General features: G+C 66.7%; 13 protein-coding genes and 2 pseudogenes. 7 read left to right on the forward strand and 8 right to left on the reverse strand.

Features of this window, described 5'->3' with window-relative positions:
- Together CC117_RS38445 and CC117_RS35745 are read left to right on the forward strand one after the other, a co-directional pair.
- Window positions 1-209 (forward strand): annotated as a pseudogene (locus CC117_RS38445) (hypothetical protein); the annotation flags it as partial.
- Window positions 210-753: 544 nt separating this feature from the next.
- A pseudogene (locus tag CC117_RS35745) lies at window positions 754-1499 on the forward strand (IS5 family transposase); the annotation flags it as partial.
- A gap of 56 nt (window positions 1500-1555) precedes the next feature.
- Here CC117_RS35745 and CC117_RS33475 read toward each other — a convergent pair.
- Genes CC117_RS33475 through CC117_RS33485 form a run of 3 tightly spaced genes read right to left on the reverse strand, consistent with a single transcriptional unit; the run spans window position 1556 to window position 5173 of the window.
- Window positions 1556-3472 (reverse strand): DUF3732 domain-containing protein, encoded by a 1917-nt coding sequence (locus tag CC117_RS33475; protein WP_198542081.1) that lies wholly within the window; start codon window positions 3470-3472, stop codon window positions 1556-1558.
- A gap of 53 nt (window positions 3473-3525) precedes the next feature.
- On the reverse strand, window positions 3526-4008 hold the full coding sequence (locus CC117_RS33480; protein WP_071092363.1) for a three component ABC system middle component: 483 nt from the start codon (window positions 4006-4008) through the stop codon (window positions 3526-3528).
- 46 nt (window positions 4009-4054) lie between these two features.
- A complete protein-coding gene (locus CC117_RS33485; protein ID WP_198542082.1) occupies window positions 4055-5173 on the reverse strand; it encodes an ABC-three component system protein in 1119 nt (372 codons plus the stop codon).
- 758 nt (window positions 5174-5931) lie between these two features.
- Here CC117_RS33485 and CC117_RS33495 point away from each other — a divergent pair.
- Window positions 5932-6711 carry an IS5/IS1182 family transposase gene (locus CC117_RS33495; RefSeq protein WP_071092383.1) on the forward strand — a complete coding sequence of 260 codons (780 nt, stop codon included), beginning with the start codon at window positions 5932-5934 and terminating at the stop codon, window positions 6709-6711.
- 324 nt (window positions 6712-7035) lie between these two features.
- Here the strand turns inward: CC117_RS33495 and CC117_RS33500 are convergent, their stop codons facing one another.
- The 3 genes from CC117_RS33500 to CC117_RS37165 form a co-directional block, all read right to left on the reverse strand.
- Complete coding sequence (locus CC117_RS33500) at window positions 7036-7998, reverse strand: hypothetical protein (RefSeq protein ID WP_071092371.1); 963 nt, start codon at window positions 7996-7998, stop codon at window positions 7036-7038.
- A 19-nt stretch (window positions 7999-8017) separates the two neighbouring features.
- Window positions 8018-8266 (reverse strand): RidA family protein, encoded by a 249-nt coding sequence (locus tag CC117_RS35750; protein ID WP_131803188.1) that lies wholly within the window; start codon window positions 8264-8266, stop codon window positions 8018-8020.
- Window positions 8267-8602: 336 nt separating this feature from the next.
- On the reverse strand, window positions 8603-9361 hold the full coding sequence (locus tag CC117_RS37165; protein ID WP_131803189.1) for a hypothetical protein: 759 nt from the start codon (window positions 9359-9361) through the stop codon (window positions 8603-8605).
- Between the two features lie 420 nt (window positions 9362-9781).
- Between CC117_RS37165 and CC117_RS33510 the strand changes: the two genes are divergently transcribed.
- The 4 genes from CC117_RS33510 to CC117_RS40835 all read left to right on the forward strand — a co-directional run bounded on the left by CC117_RS33510 (window position 9782) and on the right by CC117_RS40835 (window position 16592).
- Window positions 9782-15028: an NACHT domain-containing protein gene (locus tag CC117_RS33510; protein ID WP_071092374.1), complete on the forward strand. Its 5247-nt coding sequence runs from the start codon at window positions 9782-9784 to the stop codon at window positions 15026-15028.
- Between the two features lie 306 nt (window positions 15029-15334).
- On the forward strand, window positions 15335-15493 hold the full coding sequence (locus CC117_RS38385; protein ID WP_198542083.1) for a hypothetical protein: 159 nt from the start codon (window positions 15335-15337) through the stop codon (window positions 15491-15493).
- A 45-nt stretch (window positions 15494-15538) separates the two neighbouring features.
- Entirely contained in the window at window positions 15539-15955 is a 417-nt protein-coding gene (locus CC117_RS38390; protein ID WP_198542084.1) for a hypothetical protein, read from the forward strand.
- A gap of 472 nt (window positions 15956-16427) precedes the next feature.
- Window positions 16428-16592: a toll/interleukin-1 receptor domain-containing protein gene (locus tag CC117_RS40835; protein WP_241830645.1), complete on the forward strand. Its 165-nt coding sequence runs from the start codon at window positions 16428-16430 to the stop codon at window positions 16590-16592.
- Window positions 16593-16804: 212 nt separating this feature from the next.
- Here CC117_RS40835 and CC117_RS33520 read toward each other — a convergent pair whose 3' ends face one another.
- Window positions 16805-17164: a type II toxin-antitoxin system PemK/MazF family toxin gene (locus CC117_RS33520; protein WP_071092377.1), complete on the reverse strand. Its 360-nt coding sequence runs from the start codon at window positions 17162-17164 to the stop codon at window positions 16805-16807.
- A gap of 285 nt (window positions 17165-17449) precedes the next feature.
- Window positions 17450-18137: pentapeptide repeat-containing protein (locus tag CC117_RS33525; RefSeq protein ID WP_206744831.1), on the reverse strand; the 688-nt coding region annotated here is incomplete at its 5' end.

Raw genomic sequence — 18137 nt, forward strand, 5'->3', positions numbered from 1 at the left:
CACAGGTTCAGGCGCGCTTCACAGACGCGCTCTCCGCTGAGAGCCGTCGGTACGCCGAACTAACCGTCATCGCCGAGCTACTCGACACCATCCACTCCGGCACCGGTATCGGACATGCGGGGCTGCTCCGCGCCCGCGCCACATACCTTCTTCGCCGCGCCATACCCCGCCAGCGAGAAGGCACCGTCACCAGGCCGGGACAGACCTGACCCGCACAGATAGTCACGCTCGGGAACAGCTCCGTTGGGCAGCGTTCCGGGCATGCGTTGGGGCCAAGCACATGCCACTGTGCCAGCGCGACCTCGGGCTGACCAGAGCAGGCCCCCGAGCGCTCATGTCGCCGCTGCGCCGGGACGCGCGGCTGCCTCACGCCCCGGCGGGGACTGCAAGTCAATATTCAATGGAGGATCCGACACCAAAATGAGCTGACGGTGATCTGACTGTTGTTGCGTATGCAACCTCTGTCAGATCACCGTCAGATCTCTACGGCCCTGGTCTCCCGCACGCCGCCTTTCCGGGCGGCACGCGCGAGAAATTTGCTCGCGACAGCCTCGGCGAGCCCGCCTCGACATCCAGGCCGTTTGGCTCGAGCCGGTTGCGGGCGGAGGCAGCGCCGGCCACACATCGAGGCCGGTGATCTTGTCGCGAGATCAACGGTCTACATATCATTGGCAGATCGCGCATTTAGAGCGTGTCTCACTTGGGCATAGCGGATCTTCTTGGATGATCTGAGGTGCGAGCGACCGCCTTGCCCTGCGGCTGGTACCGGACGAGCTCTGGGAGCTCGTGGAGCCTCTGCTGCCCCCCTTCACGCCGCGGCCGCAGGGCGGGGGCACGGCTCCGGCGGACGAGCGGGCGGTGTTCACCGCGGTCGTGTACGTCCTGACGTCGGGTAGCGCGTGGCGGGATCTACCGCCGTCGTCCGGGGTGTCCGTGCCAACGGCGCACCGCCGGTTCCAGGCCTGGACCCGGGCCGGGTTACGGCGCTGCCGGGACCTGGACTGGACCTCGGTGATCGTGGACTCCGCGAGCGTGCGGGCGAAAAGGGCGCACTCTGACCGGTCCGAGCCCGGTCGACCGGGGCAAGGCCGGCTCGAAACCACACGTGCTCACCGACGCGGCCGGTCTGCCGCTGGTCGTCGGTGTCTCCGGCGCCAACCTTCACGACGGTCACGCCCTGATCCCGCTGGTCACCGGGATCCCCGGTCCGTTCCCGACGCGGCCCACGGCGCCGCAAGCCGGACAAGCTGCGTGCCAACAAGGCCTACGACAGCGACGACCTGCGCCGATTCCTGCGCGACCGCGGGGTCGCGCCCCGGATCGCCCGCAAGGGCATCGAGTCCAGCGAAAGGCTCGACCGCCACCGGCGGAAGATCGAATGGACGATCGCCTGGCTCGGTGGCTACCGCCGCGTCACCATTCGCTACGAACGCACCGGCCATAACTTCCTCGGATTCCTCACCCTACCGGCAGTGGCGCTGACCTGCTGGAAGAAACTGGCCACGCGAGACACCCTCTTAGGCTACTCACAGCCCGGAATATTGTCGATCAGCGATTACGACGAGCTTGCACCGTTTATCCATTCGAGAGGGATGAGCTTCTCGCCGCCTCGCCAGTTATGTTTAACGGAATCTTGGAACCAGTCGTCGACGAGATTGGCATGATCACAGATAATCACCTGCATGTCAGGGGCGAGTTCAGTGACGACATCGTATATCAGGCGGAACAAGCGGTTGACGGCTTCACGGTCAGTGTCGCGGCCAGGAGTTCCGGTGTTCTGATCAACCTCCGATCGATACCAGACCTGGGTGGGCTGGTCCAGCATGAGAATACGAGGCACCGGGCGATCCTGTCGGACGAAATAGCGGTGCAGGGCAAGATGGGTGACGAGGTGGTAGCCGATCCAGTTCTCGCCACTGCCGATCCGGGACAGAGTCGCCGGTCCCTCTTCGGAGTCGGTAACTACCGTCAGCCGGCTGAGATCGAGGCGGACGCTCTGGCCGTGGTGCTCCAGTTGCAAGTGCTCGGCCCATGCGGTCATGTCGTGGCTAATCGCGACAAGACGTGAGGTGAGTTGTTCGCGTTCCTCGTTCGGATCGAGTTCGGCTTCGAGGTCTCGCACCTGGTTAAGGGTGGTTTGGTAGAGCTGACGGAGTCTTCCCAGCTCCGCTGGGGAGTAGGTCGGAAGCTTGGCGAGGGTGGCATGGATGCGGCCTCGGGTGAAGTCGCGCCGTGCGGTATCCGGGAGCTGGTCGGTGACGGTTTGGCTCGCGGTCAAAGATTGAAGGGCGGCCTCCGTGGTACGGAGCTGGGTGCGAGCCGAATCGATCTGGTCGTCCAGCGCCTGGAGAGCTGCGCGGCGTGCCGGTCGCGCCGCGTCGACACCGCTGAGCTGGTCGTTGAGCTGTTGCAGACTCTGGCGGAGCTGGTCCGGTGTGGGGTCGGGATCGTCAAGGTCCGAACCACATACGGGACATGGCGAAGCTTGGCCGTTCTCGGACGAGTTACCGCTGGTGGGCCGTTGCAGCAAGTTGAGGCTGACCAAGCGAGCTGTCTGGGTTCGGACCGCCGCGGTGAAGTCGGACTCGGTGTGATTCTGTTGCAGAAGGATGTCGCGTTCCATAGTCAAACTGCGGAGGCGAGCGCGCGATTCATCGCGGTCGCGGCGCAACCCCGCCAGCCGCTGAGCAGCCTCGCGGTCGGGTACCTCGGGCGCGTCGGTGCTGGTGATGGCGGTTTGCAGAAGGCTGACCATGCGGGTGCGATCTGGTGGTCGTTCGTCGTTGACCATCCCGAGGGCGTACGCCTCCCGCCACAACGTGGCCAGTTCAGCGTCGGCATCTTGGCCAGCCTGTTCGGCCTGCCGGACAGCGGTATCCAGACGACGCAGTTCGCGACGTGCGGCGGCGAGTTGAGCGTGCTTGAGCGCCTGATCTCGGGGTACCGCGCCGATGAAGTAGGGAATGGTGTCTTTCAGAGTTTGGGCCATGCCCTGCTCGCCCTGCCGGTGGAATAGCAGGCTCCGGTCGGCGATCTCACTCTGCCTCTGCAGGCAAAGCAGCGCGGCATGCCCGATGTGGGCTTCGACGGCGTTGCGGGCCGAGCCCACCGGAGGCTCATGGAGATTCTCCTCGATCCCGATGCGTCGGCTGAGCTGTTCGCGAACGGCGTTTGAGTCCGCGTTCACGATGAGATCGCCGAAATCCAGCGGCTCCAACTCGGCCCCGAACTCCAGCATCGCCCGCTGGGTCGACGCCTTGCCAGCCTGAGGCGCGGGCCTGGCGACGAACGCCCTGCCGCCATCGAGCTCGAACAGCGCGGCGTACCAGGACACGGTGTTGGTAATCGGTCCGACCGGCATCTGCATCGTATCGCGACCCAGGCAGTACTCGACAATGTCAAGCAAGGCGCTCTTCCCGGTCTTGGATTCCCCGGTCACGATGTTGAGCGCTCCGGTGGTGAACTCCAGCACACGCCGGGCCCCGGTGGTGCTGTACAGAACGATCGAGAGTAGTTGCACGGCGATCAGGGTGCCACGCCGAGGACCGCGAACACGGTCGCCGGACTATCGATCTTCGCAAGCCACCGTCCGACGAAGCGGGCTCTGCGTAGGATATCAGCGAGTTCGTCCGGCATCACGAAACCCCGGGGCCTGCGGGTTTGACCGGTCAAATGATCGTCCTCAAAGCTGAGAGCACCCTGCGCGAGGCCAAATCGAATCCCCTCCTTAACGGGTTCGACAAGTCCCTGAGCACGGGCCGGAAACCCGGCTCGGATGACCGGGTTACGCGAGGTCCAAGTCGCGAGATGCGTGCGGGTGGATGTGGGAAGCGTCTGGCGTGTACCGCGATGCAAAACCAAGGGCGCAGTGATGAACGACAGGGTCCAGGGAAGCGTCTGTTCGGACTCCCTGTGATAGCCGTCGGCGGCCTCGGCGAGGATAGCAGCGATCAACGCAGGGTTGAGCATCGCCGCGATGACCGGAGWTCTATCGGTCCACGCCGTCATTCCGCCTCCTATCGAATCCAACACCGTACCGTGGTCGGCCGATGGTCTATGACGCGACCTGGAGCAAGTGCTGGATGCGACTTTCGAAGTCGGGATGCCAGCCGATCCGGCCACTATCTGCCAGCATGTGCCGTTGACCGCGGCTGAAAAACGGCTCGCTATAGCGAGYACGAATGGCGATACCGGTTTGCGTCAGCAACTGGCGGAGCATGGTCCGGCCGGCCTTTTCCTTGACCGTGTCGTCCGCGTCACCGTCGAGTGTTTCCACCATCCACTCGAACTCGCGCTCCCATTCATCCTTGAGTTCCGCTTCAAACTTCGCCAGTTCGGCCAGGCCAATGAGGTCCTCATCCACCCAGCGGACAGCCTGGGTGTAGGCACGATAGTAGTCCACGATCGCCTTCTGCAGGTTGACTGGCGGGAAACAGACCCACTGCATCTGCTGCACGAATATGTGAGTACGGTGCTCAGCGGTAACCACATCAACATCGACATCAGCCAACTCGACCAGGGTCGGCAAGCGCTCCGCGTGGAATTGATCACGAATGTCGGAGATAGCCGATTGGGCGGCGCCCACATCGAGACTGCGCAGACGGCCCTGTAGCATCGCCAAGGCTTGATCGTCCCACCAGCGCCATACCAGCGCCAGGAACAAGTCCTCGTGCCCGATTGGCAACGCCCATTGCAGGCATCCTCGTACCGCTGCGGGCACCTCCTCTATGCGCACGGAGCCGTCAAGGACGCGGATTCGCGAGATGAATGTGTTCCGCTCTGATGCACTCAGTCCGAGAAACTGCTCCCGCGCAGTCTTGGTCTCAGCCGAAGTTGAAGTGCTGGCCACCGCCTCCAGTGCGCGCAACGCCGCCTGGTCGTCCCGGGTGTCCGGACGCAATGCCGCCACGGCCATACCCGCCCCCGCGACCTGCGTGGTCACCAACACCAGCTCCGGCCCATCGGTATCACCCGGTCTCGCGGTGTCCATCCAGACTTTCAGGGTTCGCCACATGTCCGTTGAGGCGTCGGTCAGCACGCGGTGGGTGTTCTGGTGATGCTTGACCTGGAGTAGCTGGGTCGGGGTGCCCTCCTGCTCCCAGGCAACGTCATCATGCAACTCCAGCGTGATCGCCGCATCGGGTCGGCCAGCACCTGATCGCAACAGCTCCACCAGAGCCCACCAGGTCTGATGCTGGTAGCCCACCGCACTAGGAGCAGCGCTGTGCGAAGCCGAGGCCATCTTTGCAGTCTCTACCCGCGCGAACGATCACGTCCAGCCCGCAGACAGGACTTTTCCCGGCTGAGAGCACCATCCTGGGATCCGGCTATAGTGCGTCCTGCTCGTTGGGTACACCAAGCGGACCCACCTGCCGCGCGCACGGCCCCACGGTGCCAGCCAAGGACGGCCACGACCTGACATCTGGACGCCTAGCGCGCCTCCCAGTGACGACACAGCCCGACCCCTGGTCGACTCAGGGCTCTGTGTACCTTACGCAGAGGCATGGCGGGGGGTGCGGTGACCGTGACGCTAGCTGACTTGGCAGTGCAAGGTCCGGAGCCACCGTCAGAGATCATTGCGCTCATGATCGGGTTGGATACCRCACTGGTGCTCGGCGACGAGGCCGCGGCGGGCACACCTATCGCCACCCTGCTACCGAAGGTGGCCTTGGGTCTCGCGGTCGGTAACGCAGCGCTGTCCATGCTGGGCGCCCCGACCTCCTCAGCGAGGCTCTTGCGCCTCCCTGAGGCGTCCTACAACAGTCTCAAGGACTCCGAGAAAGACCTCAGTCCAGGCAAGGTTTTCAGGGGAGTCAACCGGAGCACTTGAGGTCAGATCACCGAGCATCTGCAGTTCACCGCTTTCCCCTCTAAAGGCTGTTTCGTAACCCAGGTGCCGGGGCCTGGGGCTGCCTGGTGGATCATGTGGGGGTGCAGGTCATCTCCGCCGCTGACCCTCAGTGGATCTTCCCGTTCACCGGGTTGAAGCCGACCCGGTTCCGCCGGCTGGTTCGTCTCGTCGCCCAGCGCGGCGGGGACCGGATCGCTGATGGCCGGCCGGGGCGGCCGTGGGCGTTGTCTCTGCCGGACCGGGTGTTGCTGGTCGCGGCGTACTGGCGGACGAACCTGACCCTGCGCCAGATCGGCCCGTTGTTCGGGGTGTCCTACTCGGCGGCGTACCGGGTGATCGACACGATCGGTCCGCTGCTGGCCCTGGCCCCGGCGAAACGACGTCCCCGTGACCAGATCGCGATCGTGGACGGCACGCTGATCCCGACCCGCGACCACACCCTGGCCGCTCCGTCGAAGAACTACCGGTACTCGACGAACCTGCAGGTCGCGATCGATGCGGACACCCGTCTCGTGATCGCCCTGGGCGACCTCCAGCCAGGAAACCGCCACGACACGATCGTCTACAAGACCAGCGGGATCAAAGACCGCCTCGCCGGACCACCGGTGATGGCCGACGGCGGCTACCAAGGYCACCCAGAGGTGATCATGCCGTATCGGAAACCCGCCGACGGACAGCCGCTGCCGGAGTGGAAAGAGGAACTGAACAGGGTGCACCGCAAGGTCCGAGCCCGCGTCGAACACACCCTCGCCGGCATGAAGACCTGGAAGATCCTGCGTGACTACCGCCGCCAGGCCCGCACCCTCGGGGTCACCGCGGCCGGGATCGCCCATCTCTACAACATCAGCCGGGCCGGCTGACCGACCACGAGGACCGGCCACACCCCACCCAAACCGAGTTACGAAACAGCCTTTAGAAGTAGCCAGCGACTGGCCGCGCGCCGGGGCGAGGCTGCGGGTGCATCGTTGCGTTGGTGCACCTCGGTGACGCCTGCCTGCGGGTATCGCCACCGCCGACGCCGCGCTCGCATTCTGGCGCCTCCGACAGCGCGGTCGCACGGCTGTGCGACGGACGCAGGAGCGGAGTGCAACAGGCCGAGACCACGCCCATGGCCGCCACGCAGCTCTGCAGGGCCCTCCTGATCGGGGACATCCGACCTGGTCGCCGGGCCTCGTCGAGGTCTCCTAGAACTGCAGCCCGGCGTCGAGGGTCGCCTGCCGGAGATTGCGCAGGTACCGCCGCCCCTCGACGAGAAGCAGATAGGCGGGTGCCTCAGCGAACCGCRCCTCGTAGTCGGGGTCGAGCATCGCGCGGGGGTGAAGGGCATAGTCCCTGATGCCGCGCAGGCTGTCGGCGAACCGGTGCAGCTCGTCGACCCGGCTCTTCTTCGCTCCCAGGTCCTTCAGCACAGGAACGACTCGCTCGATGAGCGTGCTCGCCGGTGTCTTGGGATCGTCGAGGAGCTTGTCGATCTGCGGCCTGTCGGCGCGCATCGTCTCCGCGACGGAGAACCACGCCGCCTCGCTCGCGAGCGCGAGCATGTTCGAGGACGAGAAGTACCGGCCGGCCCGAAAGGTCTCGACGGCCTCCACGAGAGCCTTCAGACCACGCGGGCCGAGTAGATCCTTGAGTCCGTCGGTGCCGAGAGTCGGGTCGAGGATCGCCAGCTCCGACACGCCGCGGTATCGGCGGGCCACTCGATATGCGGGCGCGAGCAGCGGCTCCGACAACGGGAGCTGCGCGGTCGTGCCGTAGCCACCGTCGTGGACCTGTACCGGGAGAATCCCAGGAGTATTGCAGCTGGTGAGGATTCCGGCCGCCACCAGGTCGGCGAGTGCCTCGCGCGCCGCTGCCTGGATGCGAGCGAGCTTCAGCGGCGGCAGCTCCGCGTCAAGCGCGTCTTCCCCGAACTCCCGGGGGTGGACCGGTGTCCGAAACGCGTTGAGGTCAGCTCCGGCGGCGGTGAGAACCGCGATGACTAGCCCATCGGCCCCAAGAGCGCTGCCTCCCTCGACCGCTCGAAGAATGATCGCCTTGGCCTGCTGAACATCCGTCTCCCGCGGCTCGACAGCTTGCGTAAGCCGGCCCTGGTCCTGCGGGCTGATCGTGTGCATCACGCGACGGTAGCCGAACACAGGCACGGGCATGCCTGACCACCCACGCCCGTCAGACCGCGGCGAGTGCCTCCATCTCCACGAGCCACGCCTCGTCATAGATACCCGCGACGATCACCGTCGGCGCCGGGCAATGCCCACCCAGCATCTCCCAGCGAATGGCGAAGTTCTCGTCGCGGTACCGCAGGTCGGACAGATAGGTCGTCACCTTCAGGCCGGACAGGCCCATCCCGTGATGCGACAGTGCTGCGGCCACGTTCGCCCAGGCCTGGCGGCACTGTGCAGCGAATCCAGCGGACATGGTGCCGCGGTGACACCGGAATCCGCCCGGAGACCACGGCCAGGCGCGCCGGGGTCAGGATCTCGTACGAGTGCCGGTAACCGCCCCCGTCGGGGACCACCAGGGCGGAACTCACCACGGACCGATGCTGCCAGCAACGCCGCAGCCCTGATCAGTCAGTCCTCGTGTCCCCAGTGACGGTCGCCGCTGTCTACCTGGCGCGAGCCGCCTAGAGCGATCTCCGCGCCATGCCGCAGGTATGCAATCCACCGACACTTGGGTACCAACGCGGCGAGTGTTCCTCGGCGCGTCGCATGCGACCGAGAATTCGGAACTACACGACCACGTCGGACTAGCTCAATGAGGGTCCACACGCCGTTGCACCAGAGATATTCCCGCCAGCGCAAAATTGAGAGTAACCAGCTCGGCTTCGCAGTACGAAAATGCGGGCGGCCAGGATAATTCTGTTACAGGCTTCGGCCATAGTGGAATAAGCGGCTTCGGTTCGTCGAATTCGAGCGCCTCCAGACCGCGAGCGATCGCGTCTGGCACAAACACCACTTTGATCACGAGGGGGCCCAGGGCAGCTGTGAAGTCGACCAGRCTCCCGACATAGACGCCGTCGGCGGTGCAGTCCAGCCTCCTCGGCCGGAGYCGCACGGGACGATCGTGGTACATGGTGTCGTGGAACCTACTGATCCACACGGCCACGTTGGTGGGTGCGTCGCCGTCTGCCAACTGGCGGGCGGTGACGGGCGGCAGAATCGCGCCATAGCCCGACATATTTACCTCGGCGATAGCGGTCTTGATACACCAGCGAGCAAGAATGACGAGGTGCTCCGACCCAAGGCTGACCGGAGCACCTTCCAACAATGGCCCAAGAAAAACCTTGACAGAATTCTCCAGCCGACTCATCCACCCGCCGTTGCAGTCACCGCAGGCAATCCGCACCTGGAGATCGATTTTCTTGAGACTGAAAGTCTTAGGCTTTCCTGAATCACCGGCTCTAGAATTGACCATCACCTTGCCCACAAACGAGGGAAGAGTCGATATCCAGGCTGGGATCACATGCTCCTTGGTGAGTGTTGCCTCAGTACCGCAGAACTGACAGATCATTTCCTCATCCTCTGGAGCTGGGCCGTCCGTCGAGTAAATTGGCGACGACCGCGATCCCACACGATCGAGCCCGAACCGTGATGATCTAGGATATAAGGGGCCGGGCTCTCACGGCACATGGACCCGGCCGGCTTCACGTCGCTGCCAGTGCGGTCACCTGCGGTCTGGTAGCAAGCACGCCAGGTTTGCCCGAGTTCGATGGGATCTCTCTGCCAGACCGTGCCACCTGTGCGACCGACCGCTCTGGATCCCGCCTGACGCCGTTTCGGCGGCGTCAGGCGCGGGCGGAATACTCGGAGGGTGAACGATCCGGGGAAGGGCGTAAGAGGCGGTCCGGAGCGGCGCGGTAGCTGTTCCGCCGCTGGCGCGTCGCCGGCCGACGCCGCGGCGTGGGCGCCGCCACCGCCGAGGCTGCGCACGATGGTGCTGGCGCAGGAGCTGGCTCCGCCGGTGGACACGCGGGAGCAGGTGCTGCCGTTCGACTGCCTGGCTTGGGAGAACTTCGAGCGGCTGTGTCTGAAGCTCGCTCTGGAGCGCGGCAAGGTTGATCATGCCGTGGACCACGCGGCCGGCGACCGGGAAACCGGCCGGATGTCGGCGCGGGAAGCCCGTGCGCAGGGCGGCCTGTACGGCACCCGGGGCCAGAAGCAGCAGGGCATCGACCTGTATGTTCGGCTGCCGCCGGCCGGGGATGCACCCCCGGGTTCCGGCGCCTCGCCGCGCTATCTGAGCCTGCAGTCACGGCGGGTCGCCAAGCTGAGCGCGGCCGGTCTGAAGAAGGCGGTCGGGGACTTCCTGGGCGGTTCGTGGGCCTCTGCGAGTGACGTCTTCGTCTACGCCACCAGCCTGCCGGCCGTGCAGACCGAGCAAGCCGACGAGATCGCCCGGCAGACGGAGCGTCTGGCGGCCAAAGGCATCGAGTTCGAGGTCTGGGACGCGGAGGCCCTGTCGACCCAGTTGAAGTCGGCGTCGCGGCATGTCCTGGTCGACGACTTCTTCGGCCGGGTCTGGGCGCGCCGCTTCTGTGGGTCCGAGGCCGCCGACGCCTTGGGCGAGCGGCTGGACGCCGCGCAGGTGGGGGCGTTTCGCGAGAAGCTCGGCGGGTTTTACAGGGCGTTCTTCGGCGTCATTGACCCAGGGACGGCGGCGTTGGGGCGTTCCGACGCCCCGCGGTTGGAGTTGCGTGACCGGTTCGTGCTGCCGGATCTGCTGGCGCCCGCCAGCGCGGAGGCCCTCTCCTTCGACGGGGCACGTCCGCAGCCACCATCGGGCGCGTCGGCGCAGGAGTCCGGGCCGACCGGCGAGGTGTACGAGCTTCTCCCGGAGGTGGGGGGCACGCGGATAGGGGGCGCCTCCTATCGCGCGCTGCGCCGGCAGTCCGCGAGCTGGCCGCCGAGCCTAGGGCCGGGCGTTGGGAGTACCTCGATGCTGGCGGCGAGCGCGGCGCTGCGTATGAACGCGGATGGGTGGTTCGCGTCCGGTGATCGGCTCGTGCTGGTCGGAGGACCCGGAAGCGGGAAGAGTACGTTCCTGCGCTTCGCCATGCTGGACCTATTCTCCGATGAGCCGTCGATGCCGGTGTGGACCGAGCGCTTCGGCGGGCTGCTGCCGGTCTGGCTGCCCTTTCATTTCCTGACCCGCCGCAGGCAACAGCACGACGACGCCGCGGCGTCGATCGAGGCCACCTTGCAGGCGTGGCTGGGACAGCACAACGCAGGGCACCTGTGGCCCCTGGTCGAGCAGGCGCTGACTGACGAGCGGCTGCTGCTGATCGTCGACGGCCTGGACGAGTGGGTAGATGAGTCGGCCGGGAACAGCGCGGCCATGGCGCTGGAGATCTACCTCGCCGCGCGCAACACCCCGGCCATCGTGTCCACCCGGCCCTATGGGCTGGCCCGCCTGAGCCTGTCCGCCCGCTGGTGGCGCGCCGATCTGGCGCCCCTGTCGGAGGCACAGCAGCGGCGGTTGGCCGAGCTGTGGTTCCGTGCATACAGCGAGGACGGCGAAGCAGGCGCCGCGGATCCGGAGGGCGGTGAGTCCGCGGCCGTCGACGGCTTCATCGAAGAGGTGCGTGGTCTGCCCGAGCTGCGGTCGCTGGCGCAGGTGCCGTTGTTCCTGCTTCTACTAATCGGGCTGCGGCTGGCCGGCGTGCAGCTGCCCACCCGCAGATTCGACGTCTACGGGCGCGTCGTCGACAGGCTGCTCAAGGATCATCCGGCTCGGCGGGCGACCGCGGCATCGGCGGCGGCTCCGTACACGTCCATGCCTCAGGATGATGTGCGTCAGGTGCTGGCTCACGTGGCCTACGAGCACCAGTCACGCGGCGATTTCGGACCGGTCTCCGAGGCGGCTGTCCGGCGAGACGTTGTCGCGGCCCTGCGGGATCCCGATCATCTGGCCATGCAAGAGGAAAGCTCCGCCGCGAACGTGCGCCCGTTCGTCGAAGTCGCGGAGGGACGCCTCGGGGTCCTAGTCCGTCAGGGACCGCGCGAGCTGAGCTTCCTGCACCGAGTCTTGCTCGAACAGCTCGCCGCCGAGCACGCCGCGGACCATCTGTCCGAGCAGGAGCTCGGCGAGCTGTTCGCCGGCAAGGCCACCGACCCACGTTGGAAGGAGGTCCTGTTGGGGGTCTTGTGGCGTTCTGGGCGCCCCAAGGAGGTGGCGCAGCTGACCGCGATCCTGGCCGAACAGGCAGAAGGGCAGACGCCCGCCGCGATGGGTGTGAGCGAACTGCTCGCCGAGATCGCGTTCGGTAGCTACCGGCTGCCCGCCGCCGACGCGGCCCGCCACGCGCAAACCTCCCTGAACGCGATCGAGACCCACCCCTACCTCCCGCATCGTGCCCGCTTGCTGTCTGCGGTCGTCCCCGGGATCGAGCACCCTACCGCCGGTCTACTGCTTCGAGAGCGGTTACCCCGATGGACGCTGGCCCGCCAGCCTCTGCCGCCCACGGCCCTGTACTACATGGTTCGTCTACCCAAAGACGGGCGGACGGACGCGGTGGTCTTGCCGGTGCTGCTCGCCTCGCTCGCCGATGAGGACCCACGGACCGCGAAGGCCGGCGCCGTCGCGATCGCGACCCGCTACAGCGACGGCGAGCGCGGCGACGAGGTACGCACGGCGTTGGTCAACGTCGTGCGGCGGCCCTGCACGGCGCAGCACGCGGCTATGGCGCTGGCGAGTCTGTTCCTAGGCTGGCCAGAGGACGAGCAGGTGCAGCGGCTGCTCGCCGCGGCGCGGCAACATCCAACCGGCCCGACCCGTCTGATTGGCCTCGCCGCCCGTCTGGGAATCCTGCTGGCGCTGCTGAGAGAACAGGATCCGCCGCCCGAGCCGCGCGATGCGTTGCGGGCCGCAACGGACGATGACCGCGCCTGGCTGGTGCACCAGCTCGATGCCGAGCATCTGGGGCGCGAGCACTGGGTCCCCTACATCTCCGCGTCGCTCGTGGCCGCCACAGCTGGTCTGCCCGACGAAGGCGCGCAGTTGCGCGACCGGTGTCTGCGCATTGTGGAGAAGGACACGCACGAGTTCGGCGACCGCGCCATCGCCTGGGCCGTGCTGATGCGCGGACATGCCCGCGACACTGCCGTCGTCGCGTTCGTGCGCCGAACCCTGGCAACTGATCTGCATCGTCTGCAGTTCCTCGGGCTGGGTTGGCTGACCACGGCCTACTCCGGCGATCCGGACATCGCGAAGGCTGTGGAAGACGGGCTGCGCGGAGAGCCGACAATCATGGATACGGAGCTGCACACGCTCGCTGGCGTCGACCACGGCCCGGTCCTGCGCGACCTCCTGCTGCGCAGGTTCGCCGAGCGCGGATCCCCGCACTGGGCGGCCGGAGCGCTCGCTACACACTGGGCCGACGACCCGACCGTGCATCAAGCACTGCGCGAGGCGCTGACCGGCGCGCCAGAACGCGCCAGCACCGTCGCGAACGTCGCCGTCCGCGTCCTCGGAGCGCGCGCCGCCCGCGAGCGGCTGCTGGAACTGATCTCGCACATTCCCGCGCCTGGCAAACGGATACGCCGCGATATCGTGACCTACGCGCTGCTGGAGGCGTGCCAGGAGCTGGGCGAAACGACTGGGCCGGACGCCGAGAAGGTCGCGCAGGCATGCCTGACCGCCCTAGACCCGGATGACCTGTGGGATCCGGACGCTGAAGCCGCGGTCTTGACCGTGCTCCCCGAGACCCACGCCGCCCGGACCAGGGCCGAGCAGATGCTCGCCCTCCCGCAGCCGCCCGTGACGGCCCTCCTAGCCGGCTACGGACAGGACCACACCATCCTCGCCAAGACGCTGCGCATCATCGCCAACGTGGCGCCCCCGCTGCCCGCAGCACTGCGCCTGCATCTAAGCGGCCTATTGGAGAACGCCACGCCCGCGAACGCCTTCGTCCGCGCCATGACCCGCGACTGGCCGTTGGAACCCGACGACCTGGTGCGCTCGGCGGCCAGCGCCGCTTACCACACCCATCTGCTGGCCGCTCACCGGCGAGCGGCCGACGACGTGGGTGAATGGGACGCGGCCCTCGAGGTGCTCCGCCGCGAAGCCCTGGCCGCAGGCTGGGCCAACGGCGGCCGGCGCCGCTCGGCCTGGCTCGGCATCCTGCTGCTCGACGAGCTCGGAATCCTCAACGAACTACGCGAACGCGACCAGTCGCAGCAGGCCGCCTGCGTAGAGCTCGGGGACCTGATCGGAGAACTCGACACGCGGCTGCTAGGCGAGATCGCGGCCCGCTGGCCGCAGCTACGCAGCCACTTCGGCGGCGAACTCCTGCGGCGGCTTTCGGGCGGACTCAGCCAAGACGCTGATGAAGCCTGGCAGTACCTGGCCCTGGTCGCCGACCGGCACCCAGCATTGCAACGCGAACTGTCCGACGCCGTCGAGGCCGACGAGACCCTGCTTCGTCACGACGGGGTGCTGGCCTGGTACGCCCGCACGCACCGCGGCGAAACCGGACTGCCAGCCACGCTGGTCGCGCACCTTCAYGACCACGACTCCAACCTGCGCGCGCTGGYCAGTCTGCTGCTGGGGCGGCCGGAAATGCTCGGCCTGACCCCAGACATAGTCGCGAATGCCCTACACGCCCAGGTCGGAGGTGAACTGCGCTTCTCGCCCCCGTACCATTCGGCCGCCCTCGAAGCCCTCGCCGATGCCGCGCCGGACGACGCGCGAGTACGCGCCTGCTGGGCCGCCACGCTCACCCAACGCGAACAGGACGGCCACCTAGAGATGCACCCCCGCACCTACTACCCCCTGGCCTATGCCGCCGAGCCGGCCGACGGGTTCATCGCACGTCTCTGCCGCGACATCGACCACCTCATCAGCATCGCCGGAGGCGACTACTTCGAGCCGCAGTTCGCCGCTGCCGCAGCCCGGCGCCTAGGCCGCGACCCTGAGGCACGCCGACTGCTAAATGAGCACATTCGCGCAGCTGACACCACTGACCAACGTGCGGCGCAGCTGGCCCACCTCGCAGCCGGCGCGCACCCGCTCGACCCGGAGACGGTACGCGACCTTTCCGCGCGACTCGAACGCCAACTCGACGCCGAAGCACCCGACATGGTCCACGACTGCGGCTCGGGCGACGACGTACCGGTGTACCTACTGCTACTCGGCGTCCTATCCGGATACCCCGCCGACACCTCTCAGAACGCGAGCTGACACAGCCATCGCCGCGTTCAGCCAATGGCTCTGCAGCAGGTCGAGGTCCGCGAGGCGCTCCCGGATCCGGTTCATGGTTACCAGGAAGCAGGTCCAGCTTGGGGCGTAAGTCTCGTCGGCGACCCGCCCCCGCCAAAGCGGGCACGAGTCGCCGTCTAGCAAATCAGTCACACGGTTTCTTGCGGCTCATCACCGACAGGGCCCCGCTGACCGCATCGATCCGGGTGTGGATGCCGCTACCCAGCTGCGCGAACAGCCTGCGCGGTCGGCGCGCCGATGCCGGTTCCATATCCACAGACGCGAAAGTTGGAGGCGTTCCGGAGGAATATCGAGTACGCCCGGAAGATGGTGCGTGCCGGACGAAGCCTGGCAACCTTCCAGTCCCCCGTCTTCGACATCGGCGACTTCTACCGCGCGGCATGGGCTCAGGCGGTCAGCGGCATCGACCACTGGTTCCACGAGTAGCGGTATCAGCGGGTGGCCGAACTGACTGGCCAGGACGGCCCCGCGATGCCGTACCAGCTCACCAGGTTCGAGCTGYCGCTGCAGAAGGTCGAGGAGGTGCGCCGCGGTACCACCACGCTCGCGGACGCCGTCTCGGACCGCGTCAGGGCGAAGTGTGCGAACGCATCCCTCCAGAACCCCCGCAAGATCAGTGAAGCGCTGAAACTCGTGGCAGAGGAGAACATCTGGGCCAAGGCCGCTACGCAGATCAACGAGTGGAACCACGGCCRCACGGCAATGACCGATCAAGCGCTGAAGAAGCACTACACGGCCATCACCGAGCGACGTAACAAGATCGCCCACGACGCGGATCTCGTCGATGGCGATCTGGAGAAGCTCCGTGACATCACCGACGCTGATGTCACGGACGCCATCGACTGGCTTGAGCGGATCGCCCGCGCGATCGCCACGGCCCTCGGGTAGCGATCATCTTGCCTTCAGGGCATGCGCATTGCCGGCGTAGCCCTCGCGCCTGATCTTCGTATGCATCGGGGCGACGGACACGGTCGGGCCGTTGACCTGCAGGTTTAGGTTCGCATTAGTGCTGGTTGGGTGCACAAAAAACCCGCTCTGGCCTGCGGCTTCGCACCTCAAGATCCGCCGGGTGGGCGCCGGAAAGTGCTGCGGCGCAGGGGAAGGATCATCTGCCACCCGCACCCCTCGCCGGGCGCCGCATGCCCCCTGACCTGCGACATCGGCGCAGAACCGACCGGGCAGCCCGCGCACAGCGCACAGACACCCGATAACTTTCTCCTTTTCAGGCCGTAGAAGATCGCCCGATGGGCGGGAAGACCCCCCACATCCCCACCGCTCCGGCGCGCACGCCTCGGCGAGCAGCCCCAGACTCGGCCCCCGCCACACGCCATATCAGCACGGTCTGACCCGACCCGTCCCGGTGGCACACTGTCCGGGTGAGCAACGGGGGCAACACGGACAGCACCCCACCACGGGCGACGGTGCAGGCTGGGACTTCTTCGTCTCCTACACCCAGACCGACCAGCCGTGGGCCGAGTGGATCGCCTGGACGCTGGAAGAAGCCGGTTATTGTGCGTCAGAGTGATGATCCAGATGCGCTCCGCGCCTACACCTGTGTCCGTTCCCAGGGATCATGAGAAGTTCCGTGGGAGCCAAGAAGTGATCTGAGGAGCCCCGGTGGGTCTGAGAAGTTGATCGGCGTGTGTCGGCTGATGTTCCGTCGAGCCCCTCTGTCGCTGGACCGACGACCTTCGCGACCAATGGACCCGTAGCGACCTGCCAACGGCCCTACGAGCATCAACCATCGGCTCCCGCAGCGTCCACCTGCTCCAGGCCAGTGAGACGGAGAGCTTCGTCGAGCTCGCCGAGCTTCGCGGGCGACAGGCTTCCGGCCTTCTCGATCAGGTCTGCCCTGGTCAGGGTGACCAGCCACGTGCAAGGAATGAGGCCTGGTCGTGGGAGCGCGACTCGCAGGACACCGCCCAGGGGCAGTCCCTCGGGGGCGCCCACTGCCACCTCGACAGCCACGCCGCTGATCTCGATGTTCGCTGGAGCGACGACCTGTATGGCCCGGAACCCACCGGGCTCCTCTCCCGAGAGCAGAACGACCGGCCGCCGCTCATCGAAGTCCACCCACCAGACTTCGCCGCGTTCCATGTGTCCTCCTACGCGGGACGGCGGGCGCACCCCGCACGACCGCGCAGAACACGCATCGGTCGTCAGCCACGCCCGAACCTCCCTCACCAACGGCCATCACATCACTACAACGATCGTCCGGTCGCCGAAATTCTCAGCTCCGATGGGACTCGCCCGGTCCCGGACGTCCCCCGCACTTGAGAAACACCAGGTCACGGCCTCCGGCACTTCTCGTGATCCTTGGGAACGRACAACCTGGTCGCCGGGGCGGGGTCGAGCCCGTCGCCGACTACCCAGACCCGGAGATCAGTCGTCTCTTTCCGAGCGGGGCGGCCAAGAGCTCGGCCGAGGCATCCACCCCGGCAACTTCGTCTCGCCGTCCCCCCTCGCGCGCTCCAACTGCTTGGACTTCAGCCCGTGGGCCTCGGAGAGATCCGCTCCACTCAGGTCGGTACGGCCCAGGCTCGTCCCGGACAGCCGTGCACCGCGCAGAGCCGCCCTACAAAGCGACGCGCCGTCGAGGTTCGCACCGGACAGTCGTGCTCCGGTGAGGTCCGCTCCGTCCAAGACCGCGATGGTGAGAGTCGCCCCAGTCAGCGCGGCACCGGCGAGATTCGCGTTCACCATCGACGCGCCGTACAGGATTGCGTCTGTCAGCAGAGCATCGGAGAGGTTCGTCCCGAGCAACCGCGCGCCGGAGAGGTCCGCGCCGTCCAGCCGGGCACCGTGCAGGTCCGCACCGGTCAGGTCGGCGCGAGACACCCAATCATCGGTGGAGTCCAGACGGCCGAGCACCGCCAGCGCAGCCTGGACGTCAGTTGCCAGCACGTCGCTTTGCCGATCAGGGCCCGGGGCCGCTGGCGGACGGGCGTGCTCCCGGGCGAACGCGGACAGCACCTCCCGCACGGTTCGCTGATCCTCGGGTGAGTCCCCTGCGATCCGCTCTAGTGCGTTGACCAGGAACTTTTCCGGTTGTGGGTGGGGTGGTTGCGGG

The sequence above is a fragment of the Parafrankia colletiae genome (genome assembly GCF_001854655.1).
In the GTDB taxonomy this organism is placed as follows: Bacteria; Actinomycetota; Actinomycetes; order Frankiales; family Frankiaceae; genus Parafrankia; species Parafrankia colletiae.